At 50.4% G+C, this 14,680-nt stretch carries 11 protein-coding genes; 10 read left to right on the top strand and 1 reads right to left on the bottom strand.

Annotated features, from left to right (window positions below; all coding sequences use genetic code 11):
* Positions 1-123: 123 nt before the first annotated feature.
* The 4 genes from HY768_01950 (at position 124) to HY768_01935 (ending at position 6,882) form a co-directional block, all read left to right on the top strand.
* The gene (locus HY768_01950; protein ID MBI4725982.1) at positions 124-1,338 is read left to right on the top strand and encodes an aminoacetone oxidase family FAD-binding enzyme; all 1,215 of its coding nucleotides are present in this window, start codon (positions 124-126) and stop codon (positions 1,336-1,338) included.
* A 286-nt stretch (positions 1,339-1,624) separates the two neighbouring features.
* Positions 1,625-2,749 carry a hypothetical protein gene (locus HY768_01945; GenBank protein ID MBI4725981.1) on the top strand — a complete coding sequence of 375 codons (1,125 nt, stop codon included), beginning with the start codon at positions 1,625-1,627 and terminating at the stop codon, positions 2,747-2,749.
* 2 nt (positions 2,750-2,751) lie between these two features.
* Complete coding sequence (locus HY768_01940) at positions 2,752-4,761, top strand: SUMF1/EgtB/PvdO family nonheme iron enzyme (protein ID MBI4725980.1); 2,010 nt, start codon at positions 2,752-2,754, stop codon at positions 4,759-4,761.
* A 327-nt stretch (positions 4,762-5,088) separates the two neighbouring features.
* The gene (locus HY768_01935; GenBank protein ID MBI4725979.1) at positions 5,089-6,882 is read left to right on the top strand and encodes an N-acetylmuramoyl-L-alanine amidase; all 1,794 of its coding nucleotides are present in this window, start codon (positions 5,089-5,091) and stop codon (positions 6,880-6,882) included.
* 234 nt (positions 6,883-7,116) lie between these two features.
* On the opposite strand, the gene rlmN is transcribed toward HY768_01935, so the two are convergent.
* Positions 7,117-8,154 (bottom strand): 23S rRNA (adenine(2503)-C(2))-methyltransferase RlmN, encoded by a 1,038-nt coding sequence (gene rlmN, locus HY768_01930; GenBank protein ID MBI4725978.1) that lies wholly within the window; start codon positions 8,152-8,154, stop codon positions 7,117-7,119.
* 194 nt (positions 8,155-8,348) lie between these two features.
* Here rlmN and HY768_01925 point away from each other — a divergent pair, with 194 nt between their 5' ends.
* The 6 genes from HY768_01925 to HY768_01900 all read left to right on the top strand — a co-directional run bounded on the left by HY768_01925 (position 8,349) and on the right by HY768_01900 (position 14,648).
* Positions 8,349-9,218, top strand: a complete 870-nt coding sequence (locus tag HY768_01925) for a tyrosine recombinase XerC (protein MBI4725977.1) — start codon at positions 8,349-8,351, stop codon at positions 9,216-9,218.
* Between the two features lie 94 nt (positions 9,219-9,312).
* Complete coding sequence (locus HY768_01920) at positions 9,313-10,032, top strand: hypothetical protein (GenBank protein MBI4725976.1); 720 nt, start codon at positions 9,313-9,315, stop codon at positions 10,030-10,032.
* 104 nt (positions 10,033-10,136) lie between these two features.
* On the top strand, positions 10,137-10,373 hold the full coding sequence (locus HY768_01915) for a hypothetical protein (protein MBI4725975.1): 237 nt from the start codon (positions 10,137-10,139) through the stop codon (positions 10,371-10,373).
* 23 nt (positions 10,374-10,396) lie between these two features.
* On the top strand, positions 10,397-13,474 hold the full coding sequence (locus HY768_01910; GenBank protein MBI4725974.1) for an Eco57I restriction-modification methylase domain-containing protein: 3,078 nt from the start codon (positions 10,397-10,399) through the stop codon (positions 13,472-13,474).
* The gene (locus tag HY768_01905; GenBank protein MBI4725973.1) at positions 13,467-13,910 is read left to right on the top strand and encodes a hypothetical protein; all 444 of its coding nucleotides are present in this window, start codon (positions 13,467-13,469) and stop codon (positions 13,908-13,910) included. The genes HY768_01910 and HY768_01905 overlap by 8 nt, the downstream gene beginning before the upstream one ends.
* Positions 13,911-13,949: 39 nt before the next feature.
* On the top strand, positions 13,950-14,648 hold the full coding sequence (locus tag HY768_01900; GenBank protein ID MBI4725972.1) for an SIR2 family protein: 699 nt from the start codon (positions 13,950-13,952) through the stop codon (positions 14,646-14,648).
* Positions 14,649-14,680 lie beyond the last annotated feature (32 nt).

Here is a 14,680-nt window from a genome sequence, read left to right as displayed (position 1 = left end):
TTGGTTTTATGTGTGATGCCTTTTTGATTGTTGAGCGATGTTTTCACCTTCTGGCCCCTTTCAGTTCGTTAATCATAGCCAGATTATACCAAATTACCCCTTATTCACGCAACAAAGCCATTAATGCCTAAAAAAGAGATACACATAATAGGCGGCGGTGCCTCGGGCATGATTGCGGCCATCGCCGCAGCCCGGGGCGGGGCCAAAGTGCGGCTATGGGAGAAGAGCCGCTCCTTAGGCCGCAAACTTTTAGCCACCGGCAACGGGCGCTGCAACTTCGCCAACCGCGACCTGGCTCCGAAGCACTTCCACACTCCGGTACCGACCGTGGCCGATATGGTGTTGTCCCAGTTTGAATTGAAACAAACATTGGAATTTTTTGAGGGACTGGGAATAGAATATTACTGCGACGCCCGGGGCCGTTATTTTCCAAAATCCAACGAGGCTCCTTCTGTGCTTTTGGCGCTGGAGCGGGAGATGGGAAATCTGGGAATAGAGGTCAACCTGCATTCCGAGATAGTGGACATCAAAAAAACCAAGACCGGATTTTTACTGCACCAAAGAGGGCAATCGCATCAGGCCCAGGCTGTGATCCTGACCTGCGGCGGGGCGGCCGCGCCCCAGCTGGGGGGCGGAGAAGGCGGGTATCAACTGGCCAGGCAGCTGGGGCATAATGTCACGCCCTTAAGGCCGGCCTTGGCTTCCCTGGAACTGGAGGGAAACTGGTACCACAAGCTGCAGGGGATCAGGCTGGATATGGGCCTTACAGTTTTCGAAGGCTCAAAAAAAATCCTGCAGTTGATCGATGAAGGGTTGTTCACCAAATACGGCCTCTCCGGGCCGCTGGCTTTGAAAAGCAGCCGAATTCTGGGAGAAGGCCGTAAACAGTGTTTTTTGAACTTTGTTCCGGGACAGACAAGTCTGGAAATGTTATCCGTTTTGGTCAGAAGGGCCAAGAATATAAGTTCCCGCCCGGCCCAGGAATTTTTCAACGGCCTGCTGCCCCAAAAAATAGGCCAGATGCTAATCCGGGAATCCAAGATAGATCCGGGAAAAGATACCGCCCATCTTTCGGAAACAGAAATAAAAAAGCTGGCATCCAATATTACAGCCTGGCCGGCCAAGGTAAAAGCTGTCCGGCCGTTCAAGGAAGCCCAGGTAACCGTGGGCGGGGTGGACCTGCGCGAGGTCATACCCGAGACGCTGGAATCAAAAAAAATCCCCGGGCTTTACTTTGCCGGGGAGATCCTGGATGTGGACGGAGATACCGGAGGGTATAACCTGCAATGGGCCTGGAGTTCGGGGCAGGTGGCGGGGAAGAGCGCGGCGAGCGGCTAATATTATTGCTGCTTCGTGCCTGCCCGCACCAACCCAACCCCCGGCCCCTTCCGAGGGAAGGGGTGTAGGGGATAGGTTAAACCCATGTGGACGCGGGATATGACATTGCCAAGCAGGTGGCCAAGAAGAAGAAAGTTAATATACCGATGATGTAGACCGACCGCCCCTGTACCAATAACGTAGGGGCAATTCATCCCACTACGCCACCTTTAGCGGCTACGTAGGACGCGTGAATTGCCCCTACAGTGAATGGAAAATACCAAAAACATATAACGGGGGCACAAACATGCGAAGAATTGTATTGTTCCTGCTGGCTGCGGCGTTGGCCGCAATTCCAGCCCTAGCCCAAACCCCGCGCAAGACCACGCTGGCTGTAATGGACCTGTCCGCCACCGGCATCTCCAAAAGCGACGGGGAAATTTTAACCAACGCCTTGCTTTCGTATTTGGTCAATACCAATTATTACGAGATCGTGGAGCGTTCCAAGCGGGACAATACCAATTATTACGAGATCGTGGAGCGTTCCAAGCGGGACGAAATATTAAAGGAACAGGGCTTTGCCCAAAGCGGGGCCTGCAACGAGACCGCCTGTCTGATAGAAGTAGGCCAATACCTGTCGGTGCAAAAGATGGTCGGCGGCAGCGTGGGCAAGTTCGGCCAGACCTGGACGGTGAACATCCGCCTGCTGGACGTGAAGACCGGCAAGGTGGAAAAGGCCTGCATAAAGAACTACCGGGGCGAAATGGACCAACTGCTGACCTATATGAACGACATCGCCCAGGAGATTGTCCAGGCTACCGGGCCGACCAAGGAGCAGCTGGAAGCCATGCAGCAGAAAGAGATTGCCGACAGCATAGCCGCGGCCCAGGCCGAAGCCAAAGCCCGTCAGCAAGTTGAGCAGCAAAGGCTGGCCCAGGAAAAGGCGATACAAGATAGCCTTGCAAAAGTAGAACTCGGGCGATGGTCGGCTAATGTTGAAGCCAGAAGAAAAGCCCAGGTAGAGTATAGAAGAAAGCAGTTTGTAGCAGATAGTTTAGACCGCGAGGTCAGAAGAACTAAACTTAAATTGCCAACTTTGACTTATGTAAGTTTGGGCGGTACCGCTTTGCTGGCCGGGATAACATATTTGTACTATACCGGAGCCAATGACTCGTATAACAAATATCTGGCGGCCACCACCTCCGACGATGCCACAAAATACCGGGACGAGACCGACAGTAAAAACAAAACCGCCGCCATTTGTTCGTATGCCGCCATCGGAGTGGGGGCGGTAAACTTGGTTTCGTGGTTTTTAAGAACCAAGGCGCACCCGGAGTTGACCAAGCAAACCGCTATTGAACTCACCCCGGCCCTCTCTTACAAGAGAGGGAGTGAGGGTGAGTTTGTTATGGCATATACCTGGAGGTTCTAGCCATGAAACAAAAAACATTGATAATTGTCGCCTGCTCATTGCTGATTGTAATGGGCTGTTCCAAGAAATTCAGTTTTAACAACCCGGTGGATCCGGTGATACCGCCTGCTGCGCCAAAGCTTAGCTCGCCAACCGACACTTCAACTGGTATTTCTATCAATCCAATTTTTACCTGGACCGCCAGCGAAGGCGCGGCCAGCTATGCCTTGCAGGTTTCCGCCAATGCCGCCTGCACTAATTTTGTTTACAACCAAAGCGGCATCGTTTCAACCAGTGACACCGTTACCGGATTGTCATATTCCACCAGCTACTACTGGCGGGTGAAGGCCGATAAAAAGGCTAATTCCTCCGATTGGACGGGCCTTTGGCAATTTACCACCACTTCGGCCACGGCTCCGATAGTTGTAACAAATGCAACAACCAATGTCACCCAAACTACAGCCCAATTGAATGGTACGGTTAACCCCAATAATGATGTTACCACATACTATTTCCAATCTGGAACGACTACCAGCTATGGTATGATAACTACAACCCAGAATGCAGGCACGGGAACCAGTGTAGTGGCTGTGAATGCAAGCATTGGCAGTTTGTCCCCCGGCACAATATACCATTACCGCATTGCCGCTGCTAATAGCGGCGGTACAAGTTATGGTAATGACGGCGTATTTACTACTGTTCCCAACGCACCAGTTTTATCAACGCCTGCCAATAACGCTACCGGCGTTGCCTTGAACCCAACGCTGATTTGGAACGCCAGCAGCGGGGCCGCCAGCTATGCCCTGCAAGTTTCGGTAGATAGTTTGTTTGGCAGTTTCATTTATAACCAAAGCGGGCTTACAGGCACCAGCCAGGCAATAAGCGGCCTCACTGCCGGAACGAAATATTATTGGCGGGTGAACGCAACTAATAGCAGTGGTACATCGGAGTGGTCAAGCCTTTTGTGTTTTACAACTGGCAATCCACCAGCCACGCCAACTTTAAGTACACCTGCTAACGGGGCTGCCGGCATTACCACAAACCCAACCTTAACCTGGAACGCCAGCAGCGGGGCCACCAGCTATACCTTACAGGTTTCAACCAGCAACACTTTTGGTAGTTTTGTTTACAACCAAAGCGGGCTGGCAAGCACAAGCCAAGCTATTGGCGGGCTTGTTTGTGATACTACATATTATTGGCGGGTGAACGCATCTGACAGTTTTGGATCATCAAGTTGGTCAAGTGTTTGGAATTTCGCAACTGTTTCAGCGAATATTGTTTGGATATCCATCCCTGCCGGCAACTTTAAAATGGGCAGCCTGCCCGATGATCCCTATGCAATGACGAATGAACAACCCCAGCATACTGTTTACCTTGACGCGTTCCAGATCAGCAAATACGAAATTACCAACAGCCAGTATAAGGCCTTTATGGACGCCGGAGGCTATACCTACAGCGCCTACTGGACTGCCGAAGGCTGGAACTGGAGAACCACCAACAGCATAACCGAACCTGCTTATTGGTCAACCGGGAATTACAACAGCGGCCCGGGCTTCCCCAACCACCCGGTGGTGGGCGTAAGTTGGTATGAGGCATTCGCCTTCTATAATTGGGCCGGAGGCTATTTGCCCACCGAGGCCCAGTGGGAAAAAGCGGCCCGGGGCACGGACTCTACCAACTACTGGCCCTGGGGCAGCACCTGGGATTCCACCAAATGTAATAGCTATTACAATACCGCACCCGATACCTTTACCTATAGTTCCCCGGTGGGCTTCTTTGCAACGGGCGCAAGCCCCTATGGCGCATACGACATGGCGGGCAACGTGTGGGAGTGGTGCAATGATTGGTATGATGAGAGTTACTACGGCAGTTCGCCTTCAAGCAACCCCACCGGGCCGGCCACGGGTAAGTATCGCGTCCACCGCGGCGGCAGCTGGGACAATAGTGCTGGCAGCTGCCGCACTGCCTACCGCCACTACTTCCTCGATCCGGACTGCCGCTACTACTACCTCGGTTTTCGTCTCGCAAAGTAAAATAATTACACTATGCCCTCTTACACTTTTACGTTTTTGGGTAAATGCTAACTCAACCCCTTGAATCCCTTCTCTTGGACTTGTGCTGAGCGTGTCGAAGCAAAATAAATAAGAGAAGGGGACAGGGGATGAGTTCAAGAAAAAGACTATGAAGGCCGTGAACGGCTTGAAATTGAAAACTATTGTTTGTTCTTAGCCCAGCCCTTAAGGGCTGGGCTAAGTATGGGCGCCACATGCTAACAGAGGCCATTCATGGCCTTATAGGTCAATGGCTGATACTCGGCATAAACCCTGCACCGGACAGAAAACAATAAAGAATTTCCGATCATGAAAAATTTATTTTTCCTATTCACCATCTTATGCGCCCTGGCCGCATTCCTGTCGGCCCAGCCGCGGATAGACCTGGTCTATCCCCGGGAAGGAGACAACATCGGCCCGGTGGCCAAGTCTTTTCTCATCGGCTCGGTCACTCCGGGCAGCCAGTTGTGGGTGAACGGGCAGAAGGCCGAGGTCTACCATAACGGGGCCTTTCTGGCCTATATCCCGTTTACTGCCGGACAATTCCAGATAAAACTTCTGGCCCAGAAGAACGGCCTGACCGACAGCCTGATCCGCCAGGTGAATGTAGCCCCCCGCAATATCCTGATCAGTTCCGATAGTCTGGCCATAGTTCATTCCACCATCACTCCCGGCCAGGAACTGGGAGTCAGGGCCGGCGACCGCATCGCGGTTGCCTTCAGGGGCACGCCCGGCCGCAAGGCCAGCTTCTCCATCGGCCGGGGGCAGGGCATTCCCATGGACGAGCGGAACGGCCGGCTGGAGCCGGATGAAAAAGCGCTGGCCTTCTCCGATTCAATTACGCCCGACACCCTGACCCTGCCCGGCACTTATATGGGAAGCTATCTGGTAACAAGCCGGAATCAATGGTATTCCGAAAAAATATATTTGTACCTGGTGGACACCCTGGGGATGATGGCGGTGGATTCATCCCAGGCCAGGATCAGCGCCTGGCCGGAAAGCCTGATGTTTTGGGCGGTTTCCAGGGATTCGGTGACGGTACTTAAGACCGGGCCAGATCTGGGATACGAGATATTTCTGCCTCCGGGAGTGAACCTGGAACTGACCGGCAGCGCCGGAGAAAATTACCGGGTTAGACTGGCCAACAACAAGGACGCCTGGGTCAAAAAAATATCGGTCGCCGTAAAATCCTGGCCGGGACCGATGGTCAGCGCCAAGCTGGCGGTGGCGCGCACTTTCAAACGGGAAGAGAAGGCGCTGGTCAGGTTCTCGCTTTCCCGGCCCTGCGCCTTTAGTGGCGAAGCTTCGCCGGACGGAATGTCCTTTAAACTTCTGATCTTCGGGGCCCAGGCCGACCTGGATTGGGTGCGCTATGACCCTCTGGATAATTTAGTGAAAGACATCCGCTGGCGGCAGGTCCAGAACGGCGAGGTGGAACTGGAGATATTTTTAAGCCAACCTTTGTGGGGATATGATTCCCGGTATCAGCAGAACAACCTGGAGATAGAGATCCGGCCCCGGCCCAGGGTACAAAAAAACCGGCCTCTGGCCGGGATCAAGATAGCCGTCGACGCCGGACATTCGCCGGAGAACGGAGCAGTGGGACCTCTGCGCACTTTGGAGAAAGAAGTCAACTGGCAGATATCCAAAAGGCTGGGTAATCTGCTCAAAAACGCCGGGGCCAAAATTTATTACCCCCGGGAAGGATCGCAATCTGTGGGGATCTACCAGCGGCCGGTCCGGGCCGTCAGCTGGGGAGCGGACCTGCTGGTCAGCATCCACAACAACGCCTCGCCCGACGGGGTCAATCCCTTAGAGGACAGCGGTTTTTCAACTTATTATTACCAGCCTTTCAGCCGGGACCTGGCCTTTGCGGTCCACCGCCAGTTTCAAAAAACATTGCCCCTGCCGGATCACGGATTCTATTACGGCAACCTGGCGTTGTGCCGGGCCACCCAGATGCCGTCTTTTCTGGTGGAGCCGGCCTTCATCATAGTGCCTAAGGAGGAGGCCCTGCTTTTGACCGCCGAGTTTCAGGAGAAGATAGCCAGGTCTGTGTTTCTGGGCATCAAGGAATATCTGTCGTCCATAGCAGGAAAGTAATGCAAATGTTTTTAGCCCAGCCCTTCCTCCTACGCTAAAGCTTTGGCGGATAAATAGTTCTCCCTGAAAAACCACCTAAACACACGAAATTCACTAAAATATATTCCCAGTAAAATATTCGTAAGGTCATGAATGGCAATTATTTTTAACAAATAAATTTTTCGTGTTATTAGCGTGTTTCGGTGGGAAAAGGATCTTTTTCAGTGGCAACTAAATAAGGACTGGGCTAAAAACTCATGAAACTGAAGCCGCCTTCAACTGGCCGCAGGCCGCCCTGATATCCTGACCCTTGCTGGCCCTGAAGGTTACCGCCACGCCCAGCTGGCAAAGTTTGTCGTAAAAGGCGCGCCGGGCTTCCACCGATGACGGCTGCAGGTCGTTTTCCCGGCCCCCGGGATTATAAGGGATCAGGTTTACCTTGCCGGGTATTCCTTTTAGCAGGCGCGACAGTTTTTCGGCGTCCTCCAGGCTGTCATTTATGCCCGCCAGCAGGATGTATTCAAAGAAAACCAGCTTGCCCTTCTTGTGGCTGTATCTTTTGACCGCTTCCAGCAGCGCCTTAAGCGGGTATTTTTTGTTGACCGGCATCAGCCGGCTGCGAACCGCGTCATCAGCGGCGTTCAACGAAATGGCCAGCTTGAACTGCTCCGGCTCCTCCATCAGCCTCAGAATTCCCGGCACCAGCCCGGCGGTGGAAATGGTGATGTGCCGGGCCCCCAGGTTGAACCCCTGATGGGAATTGATGATCCGGGCGGCCTTAAGCGTCTGGTCATAATTCTCCATCGGCTCGCCCATTCCCATGAAGACCACGTTAGTGATCCTTTGTTCCGGCGAAAGCTCCTGCAGCAGGCATAACTGGTCCACTATCTCGGAGGCCGTCAGGTTACGGACGAGGCCCATCTTTCCGGTGGCGCAGAAGGAGCAGGCCAGTTTGCAGCCGGCCTGTGAAGAAAGGCAGGCGGTCAGCCGGCCGGGAGCGCTGATGACCACCGATTCTATCTGCTGTCCGTCCCGGGCCTGCAAAAGCAGCTTGGTGGCGCCGTCCCGGGAAGAGACTTTTTTCACCCGGGACAGTTCGTGCAGGCAAAAATCCTTCTCCAATTTATCCCGCAGGGTTTGGGACAGGTCGGTCATGGCCGAAAAGTTAGGGACGTTATTCCGGCAGATCCAGGCCATCAGCTGCTTGACCTGAAAACCCTTGAAACCCAGCGGGGCCAGCAGTTCCAGGGTTTCCTGGAATGACCGTCCGACCAAAGATGTTTTTGTTTTCATGAATGTATGTAAGTTGCTGGTTTTTATTTAGCCACAGAAAGCACATAAATCACAAATACTATTTTGCCAACAGTTCCTCAAACAAAACCTTAAATGGATTAGTCTTTTGTGCCCTTTGTGCCTTTTGTGGTAAAATGGCCAAAGGGTAGTAACAAATGATAATTGACCACGGTCCAAAAGTCAAGCAATAAACGATGATCAAAGATTTCATAAAATACCTGAAGACCGAGCGCAACCTTTCGGACAACACCCTGGAAGCCTACCGCCGGGATGTGAACCAGTTGTTTGTTTTCCTGAAACACCAGGAGCCGCGGAAGGTCGTCCGCAACGATATCCGACAGTACCTGGGCCGGCTGCAGCAGCAGGGACTGGACAAACGGTCGCTGGGCCGGAAGCTTTCGGCCATCAAGGCTTTTTTTAAATATGCCTTAAGGGAGTTTGCCATTACCGTCAACCCGGTGATGGGACTGCGCTCGCCCAAGTTGGACAAGAAACTGCCCGGTTTTTTGTCCCAGGCCCAGGCCGTTCAGGCAGTGGAGTCGCATCAGGGCGATCCCAAAGATAAACTTCGCGACGATGCCATCATGGAGCTGCTATACGGCAGCGGCCTGCGGTCCTCGGAACTGCTGGGCCTGAAGTCCCGGGACCTGGACCTTCCCGGCCTGCAGGTGAAAGTAAAAGGCAAGGGAGGCAAGGAAAGGATAGCGCCCCTGACCCGGGCTTCGGCGGCGGTTTTAAAACAACTAGTGGTCAAAAGGGAAGACGAAGGATTTGTATTCCTGGGCAGGAACGGCAACCAGTTGAACCGGCGGCAGTTGCAGAGGATAGTGAAAGTTCGGATCCGAAGCTCGGACTACGGCGGTAAGGCCAGCCCCCACGCTTTGCGCCATTCCTTTGCCACCCATCTGCTGGACCGGGGGGCCGACCTGAAGGCGGTCAAGGAACTGCTGGGCCACGCCAGCCTTTCCACCACCCAGATCTACACTCATGTCACAGTGGACCGGCTGAAGAAGGTTTACAAGCAGGCGCACCCCCGGGCTGGGGACGAGGAAGAAAGCGGATAAGGTTTTTTGTTGTAATAAGGTTTTTTGTTGTTGACAAAAGGGCCATATTTCAGGTATTATTACGGCATAAATTAACCTAAGAAAGGAGCGGCGCATGATAACTGAACTGGGCAAGGAGGAACTGATAATCATCGGGTCAAGGTTCTCGGGCAGCGGTTTGGTGGAACAGGGCGGCTACACGATAGGCATCGCGACGGCCCAGGGGAAATCCATGGCAATTCTTTTGCCGCCGAAGTATGTGGACGAGGTAGCGGCCGTCAGGGAAGAAGTGCGGGAAGCGGCCAAGGACAGGGAGGCCACCGAGCAGGAATCCAAATTCGCCACCTCGGCGCAGAACGAGGCCATCCGAAAAGCCAAGGTCTGGATGCGCCGGGCGGTAAGACGGGCCAAACGGGCCATGCACATGGGCAAGCAGGCGCCGGATACCCTGCTTAAAATGGTATCCAACGCCAAACTAAAGGAATTCTCCCAGGCCATAGACCTGATGGTGAAGGATTTTGAGAAATATTCGGCCAACATACCGGGCAGCGACAACCAGGCCCTTTTAACCGAGGGCAAGGCCTTAGCCGCGGCCCTGCTGAGCGCGGACGCCGACCAGGAGGTCAAAAAGCTGAGCCAACTGCCCCAGAAGGTGCGGGAGTATTATTACAAGAAGGGGCTGTTGTACAAGGGCCTGAAGGTGATCAACGAGGCGGGCCGGGAATTGTTCGTCAACGAGCCGGGGGTGGCCGAGACTTTCAATTTCAAGATACTGTACCGGAACTATACCAACCATAAGGGGGAACCCAAAAAGGAAGAAACCACGCCTTGTTAGGGCAACGATTAAAACGGGCTAAACCGCCACAGGTTTAGCCCGTTTTTGGAAGTTGTGCTGGAAGTTATTGCAAAATAGGCATTTACAATCTTGCGTTCACTGAAATGCCGCTCACAGGCGTTGAAATGTCGCTCACAGGTAGTGAAATGCCGCTCACAGGTAGTGAAATGCTGCTCACAGGTAGTGAAATGCTGCTCACAGGCGTTGAAATGTCGCTTACAGGCGTTGAAATGCCGCTCACAGGTGGTGAAATGTCGCTTACAGGCGTTGAAATGCCGCTCACAGGCGTGGAAATGCAAATCACCGGTCAGGTTATCCGCCGCATAAGATATACCCGGTAAACCGATTAAATAATTTTATCATCATGGCTATTCTAAGAACCACCCTTGAAAAACTGGCCGCCCAGGCCAAAGCCAACAACATCCACCGCATGGCCGAGATGCAGGCGCAGAGCGATTACGTCTTGAAGGTATTGGAAGCCTTGGGCTGGAAAAGCAGCGATTGGTCTTTGGGCACGAACATCGGGGCCAATACCGGCACGTTCTCCGACATTCTGCTGCATGACAGCAAAAAACACCCCGTCCTGGTGGTTGAGTGCAAGGATGCCAAAAAAGCCGACAAGCTGGACGGGCGCTATCGCAATCAGACCTTTCAAGAACAGCTTTACGGTTATTGCCGTAAGCAGGGGCTTTACTGGGGCATACTTACCAACTTCGTGGAATGGCGGCTGTACAACGAAACACAGGGCCGGCTTTACCAGAACAAGAAATACGCCTTTATAGATCTGCTATGGCCCGGAGCCAACCCCAACTCATACGTGGACATTCTGTCCGACGAGGGGCTGGCCTTTCTTATGAGATTCCAGCGGACGCCGCTGTGCCAGGCCAAAGGCAGGGTGGACGACGATCCGTTGTACTATCCCGTAGAAAAGCAGATAGAGGACATCAAGGCCAGGTTCTTCGTAAAACTAAAAGGCTGGCGGGACAGCCTGCGGCGGGAGCTGCACAAGAATTACTGGGAGAAATACGACAAGGACCAGATAGACCTGTTCACCCAGAAGATACTTGACCGGATGATATTCATGGAAGTCTGCCACGACAAGGGCATCATCGGACAGGACGTCCACCGGGCCATCCTGAATTCCCGGGACGACAAGTATCACGAGCTTAAAAAGTGGTTTAAGGAAATGGACGAGCAGTTCAACACCGAGCTGTTCGCGCCGATGGCCATTGACCATTTTGACATTGACGACAAGGCGCTGGCGCCGATCATCGCCGAGCTGAACGAAATAGATTTCAAGAACGTCTCGGTTCACATCATCGGCGAGGTTTACGAGAACTACCTGGGCGAAATGCTGAGGGTTACCAAGAAGTCCGGCTTAAAGGCGCAGGAGCACAAGGAACAGGCCAAGCGCAAGAGCCAGGGAATTTACTACACCCCGGAATACATCGTGGATTACATCGTCAAGAACACGGTGGGCGAACTGCTAAATCCCTCTCCTTCCGGGAGAGGGGCAGGGGTGAGGTCAACCACCGGGGCAGGACCTAACCCTAAATCCCTTCCCCGTGAGGGAAGGGACTTGACTACTGCGGAAATAGAGAAGATCAAGGCGCTGGACCCGGCCTGCGGCTCCGGCTCGTTTTTGATAAAGGCCTTTGACCTGTTTTTGCAGGCCTACCGCCGGGCGGCCGCGGGCAAGCAGACCTCGTTCTATTCCGACTTGGAGATAAAGAAAAAGATATTACAGCATAATCTTTACGGGGTGGACCTGGACGAGCGGGCGGTGGAAATAACCAAGCTTAATTTAATGCTGAAGGCTTTGGAGGGGTTGAGTTACCACGATTTAAAGGGCCGGAAGCTGCTGCCCAACCTGGAGCTGAACATCCGCTGCGGCAATTCGCTGATCTCGGGGCAGACCATTGAGCAGTTGGCGGAGAAGCAGGCCCAGACCACTATACCGGGGCTGGATGACGCGGTGGACATCAAGCCGCTGTTGAAACTGCACGGGGAGTTTTATAAGGAAGTGGAGGATGACCCAAAGGCAAAATTAAAAAACGAAATAGAAATTGAGGAGAAAAGGCTGAACCGGAAGCTGGGGGATAATTTAAAGGGGTATTTCAGCAATTTGGATGAGGTCAAGCCGTTGAATTACCAGGTGGCTTTTCCGGAGGTGTTTACGACCTCTCCCCGGCCCTCTCCCGGTGGGAGAGGGTGCGCTGGTTTCGATGCGGTGTTTGGAAACCCGCCGTATATTAGAACTATGAAATTAGAAAAAGAAAAAGGATTTTACAGCAAGCGTTTTAGTAGTGCTGTTGGCGCGTATGATATCTATGTATTATTTATGGAGCGTAGCTTGGATTTGGTTAAAGAGAATGGGATTTGCAGTTTTATAACGCCAAATAAATATTTTGTTGCCGATTATGCAACTAAGCTACGTGAACTTCTATTAAATGCTGCGACAATATTTGAGATTGCTGACCTTGGTAAATGTAAAAGTATTTTTGGTGATGCTTTAATATCCACGGCAGTCACATTTTACGGCAAAAAACAGAATGTTAAACAAATAAGGCTTAAAATATTAAATGATGATAATGTTAGTAATATTGTAAATCAAAAATATGACAGCGTAAATATTGATGATTTATTAACCCGTGAAAACACAATTTCGATATACCAAGATGATACTTCTAACAAAATTACTGATAAATTATGGTTAAACAGCGATAAATTAAGTAAAGTTGCCAAAGTAAGAACTGGTATTATGGGCTTTGAATATTGGGCAATGGATAAATGGATTTCTGACGATAATACCGGATGTAAAATTGCCACTAACAGTTATATAGACAGGTATGCATTTCTTTGGGGTAAAAAAGTAAATTTGTATAAACGCATTGTGTATATACCCAAACTGAACCCCAAGTGTGATGTTATAAATGAGAATACAAGACGTTTATTTGAATGTAAAAAAATATTAGTGCGTGGTGTTGCAAGCAGGTTGACAGCTACATTGGATGATACTGGTGTTGGTATGCTAGTGGCTGTGCATAGTGTTATTGGGGAAACATATGAGGATAAATATTTATTAGGGTTGTTAAATTCAAAATTATTTAATTGGTTGCATGTGATGCAATTTTATTCAGCTCGCATCCCAGAGGGTTCATTAAGGTATCCAATATCATTTTTAGCTAATTTACCAATACGAAGAATAGATTTTAAAAACAAAAAAGATAAAGACTTACATGACCAGCTTGTCAAACTTGTCAAAGAAATGCTTAAGCTAAACAAGAACCCGGAACGCAGACCCCTCCCTGGCCCTCCCCGAATCGGAGAGGGAAAACGGGCGGACATTGCCGTAATAGACCAGGAAATTGACGAGTTGGTGTATAGGTTGTACGGGCTGAGCGAAGAAGAAATAAAAATAGTGGAGAGCAATAATGGATAAGATAGATTGGGCAAAAGAACACATTCTTAAGATTGGCAATGAAACAGTATACGATATTGCCAATGTTAAACAATTAAGAGACAGAATAGAACCATGGCTCACAGCAATATTTCAAAGTGAACATTTATCCTTACTTGCTGGGACGGGTCTTGTAATTGCCACAACAAAGCTTGCTAGTACGCCATGCCAGTCTATGGGTAGAATTGAGTTTAATACGTTTAAAGAAAAAATCGAAGCTGCTGCGGATGAACAAGCAAAAAGTTTTGATAGAGGGGAAGCGAACGTTGAAGATGATTTTAGGGCCGCGATAGAACTTTATCAGGGTCTATTGATTTCAGACGATACGCAAGCGGCTGTATTAAGAACTGAAATAGATGTTAATCTCTTTAATTTCATTAAAACAGTACTTAAAGCTGAACGTCTTCCAATCGTTTGATCTTATTCATACCGGAAGTTTACCATATTTTTACCGGGGTTGCTATCAAAGAACTCGTTTACTGCCAACTACTTCAGCTCGCCACCAAGTTCGATTTTACCCACACTCATTGGAGAAGAGCCAAATATATTTACAACGAATTATGATCGTTTTATAGAATATGCTTGCGATAGAGCGGGGATATTGTTACTTGATCGTTTCATAGGGAAAATTGAGCCGATATTTAGAACTAATAAAATCGAATTGGATTACCACTACAATCCACCTGGAATACGCGGAGAACCACGCTATGTCGAAGGTGTTGTAAGATACACAAAAATCCATGGCTCATTAGATTGGATGTTTTACGAAAACCAAATTAAAAGGTCATTGCTACCGTTTGGTGCAGAAAAAGATCATCCAGCATTACCTGCTTCAGGTACATCAAATATGGCCGTAATATATCCCAATTCATCGAAAGGAATAGAAACATCATTTTATCCATATTCAGAATTATTCAGGGATTTCTCATGCGCAGTAAGTCAACCCAATTCAATACTCGTTACTTATGGTTATGGTTTTGGCGATTCACATATTAACCGAATAATTGAAGACATGCTAATAATTCCCTCAACACATGTTGTGATTATCTCCCTGAATTCCGTCCCTTTTATATACACTACAAATCGAAAAAAATCGGCAATAACCAGGAAGCCTGGATTAACAATACATTACAGGGAGCAACGTCCTGAAAAATAATGCTTGACAAATGTTCGTGTAGTGTATATAAT

The sequence above is a fragment of the candidate division TA06 bacterium genome (assembly GCA_016208585.1).
In the GTDB taxonomy this organism is placed as follows: Bacteria; Edwardsbacteria; AC1; order AC1; family EtOH8; genus UBA5202.
Note: the sequence above shows the minus strand (reverse complement) of the source record. Positions and strands in the feature narration are given on the sequence as shown.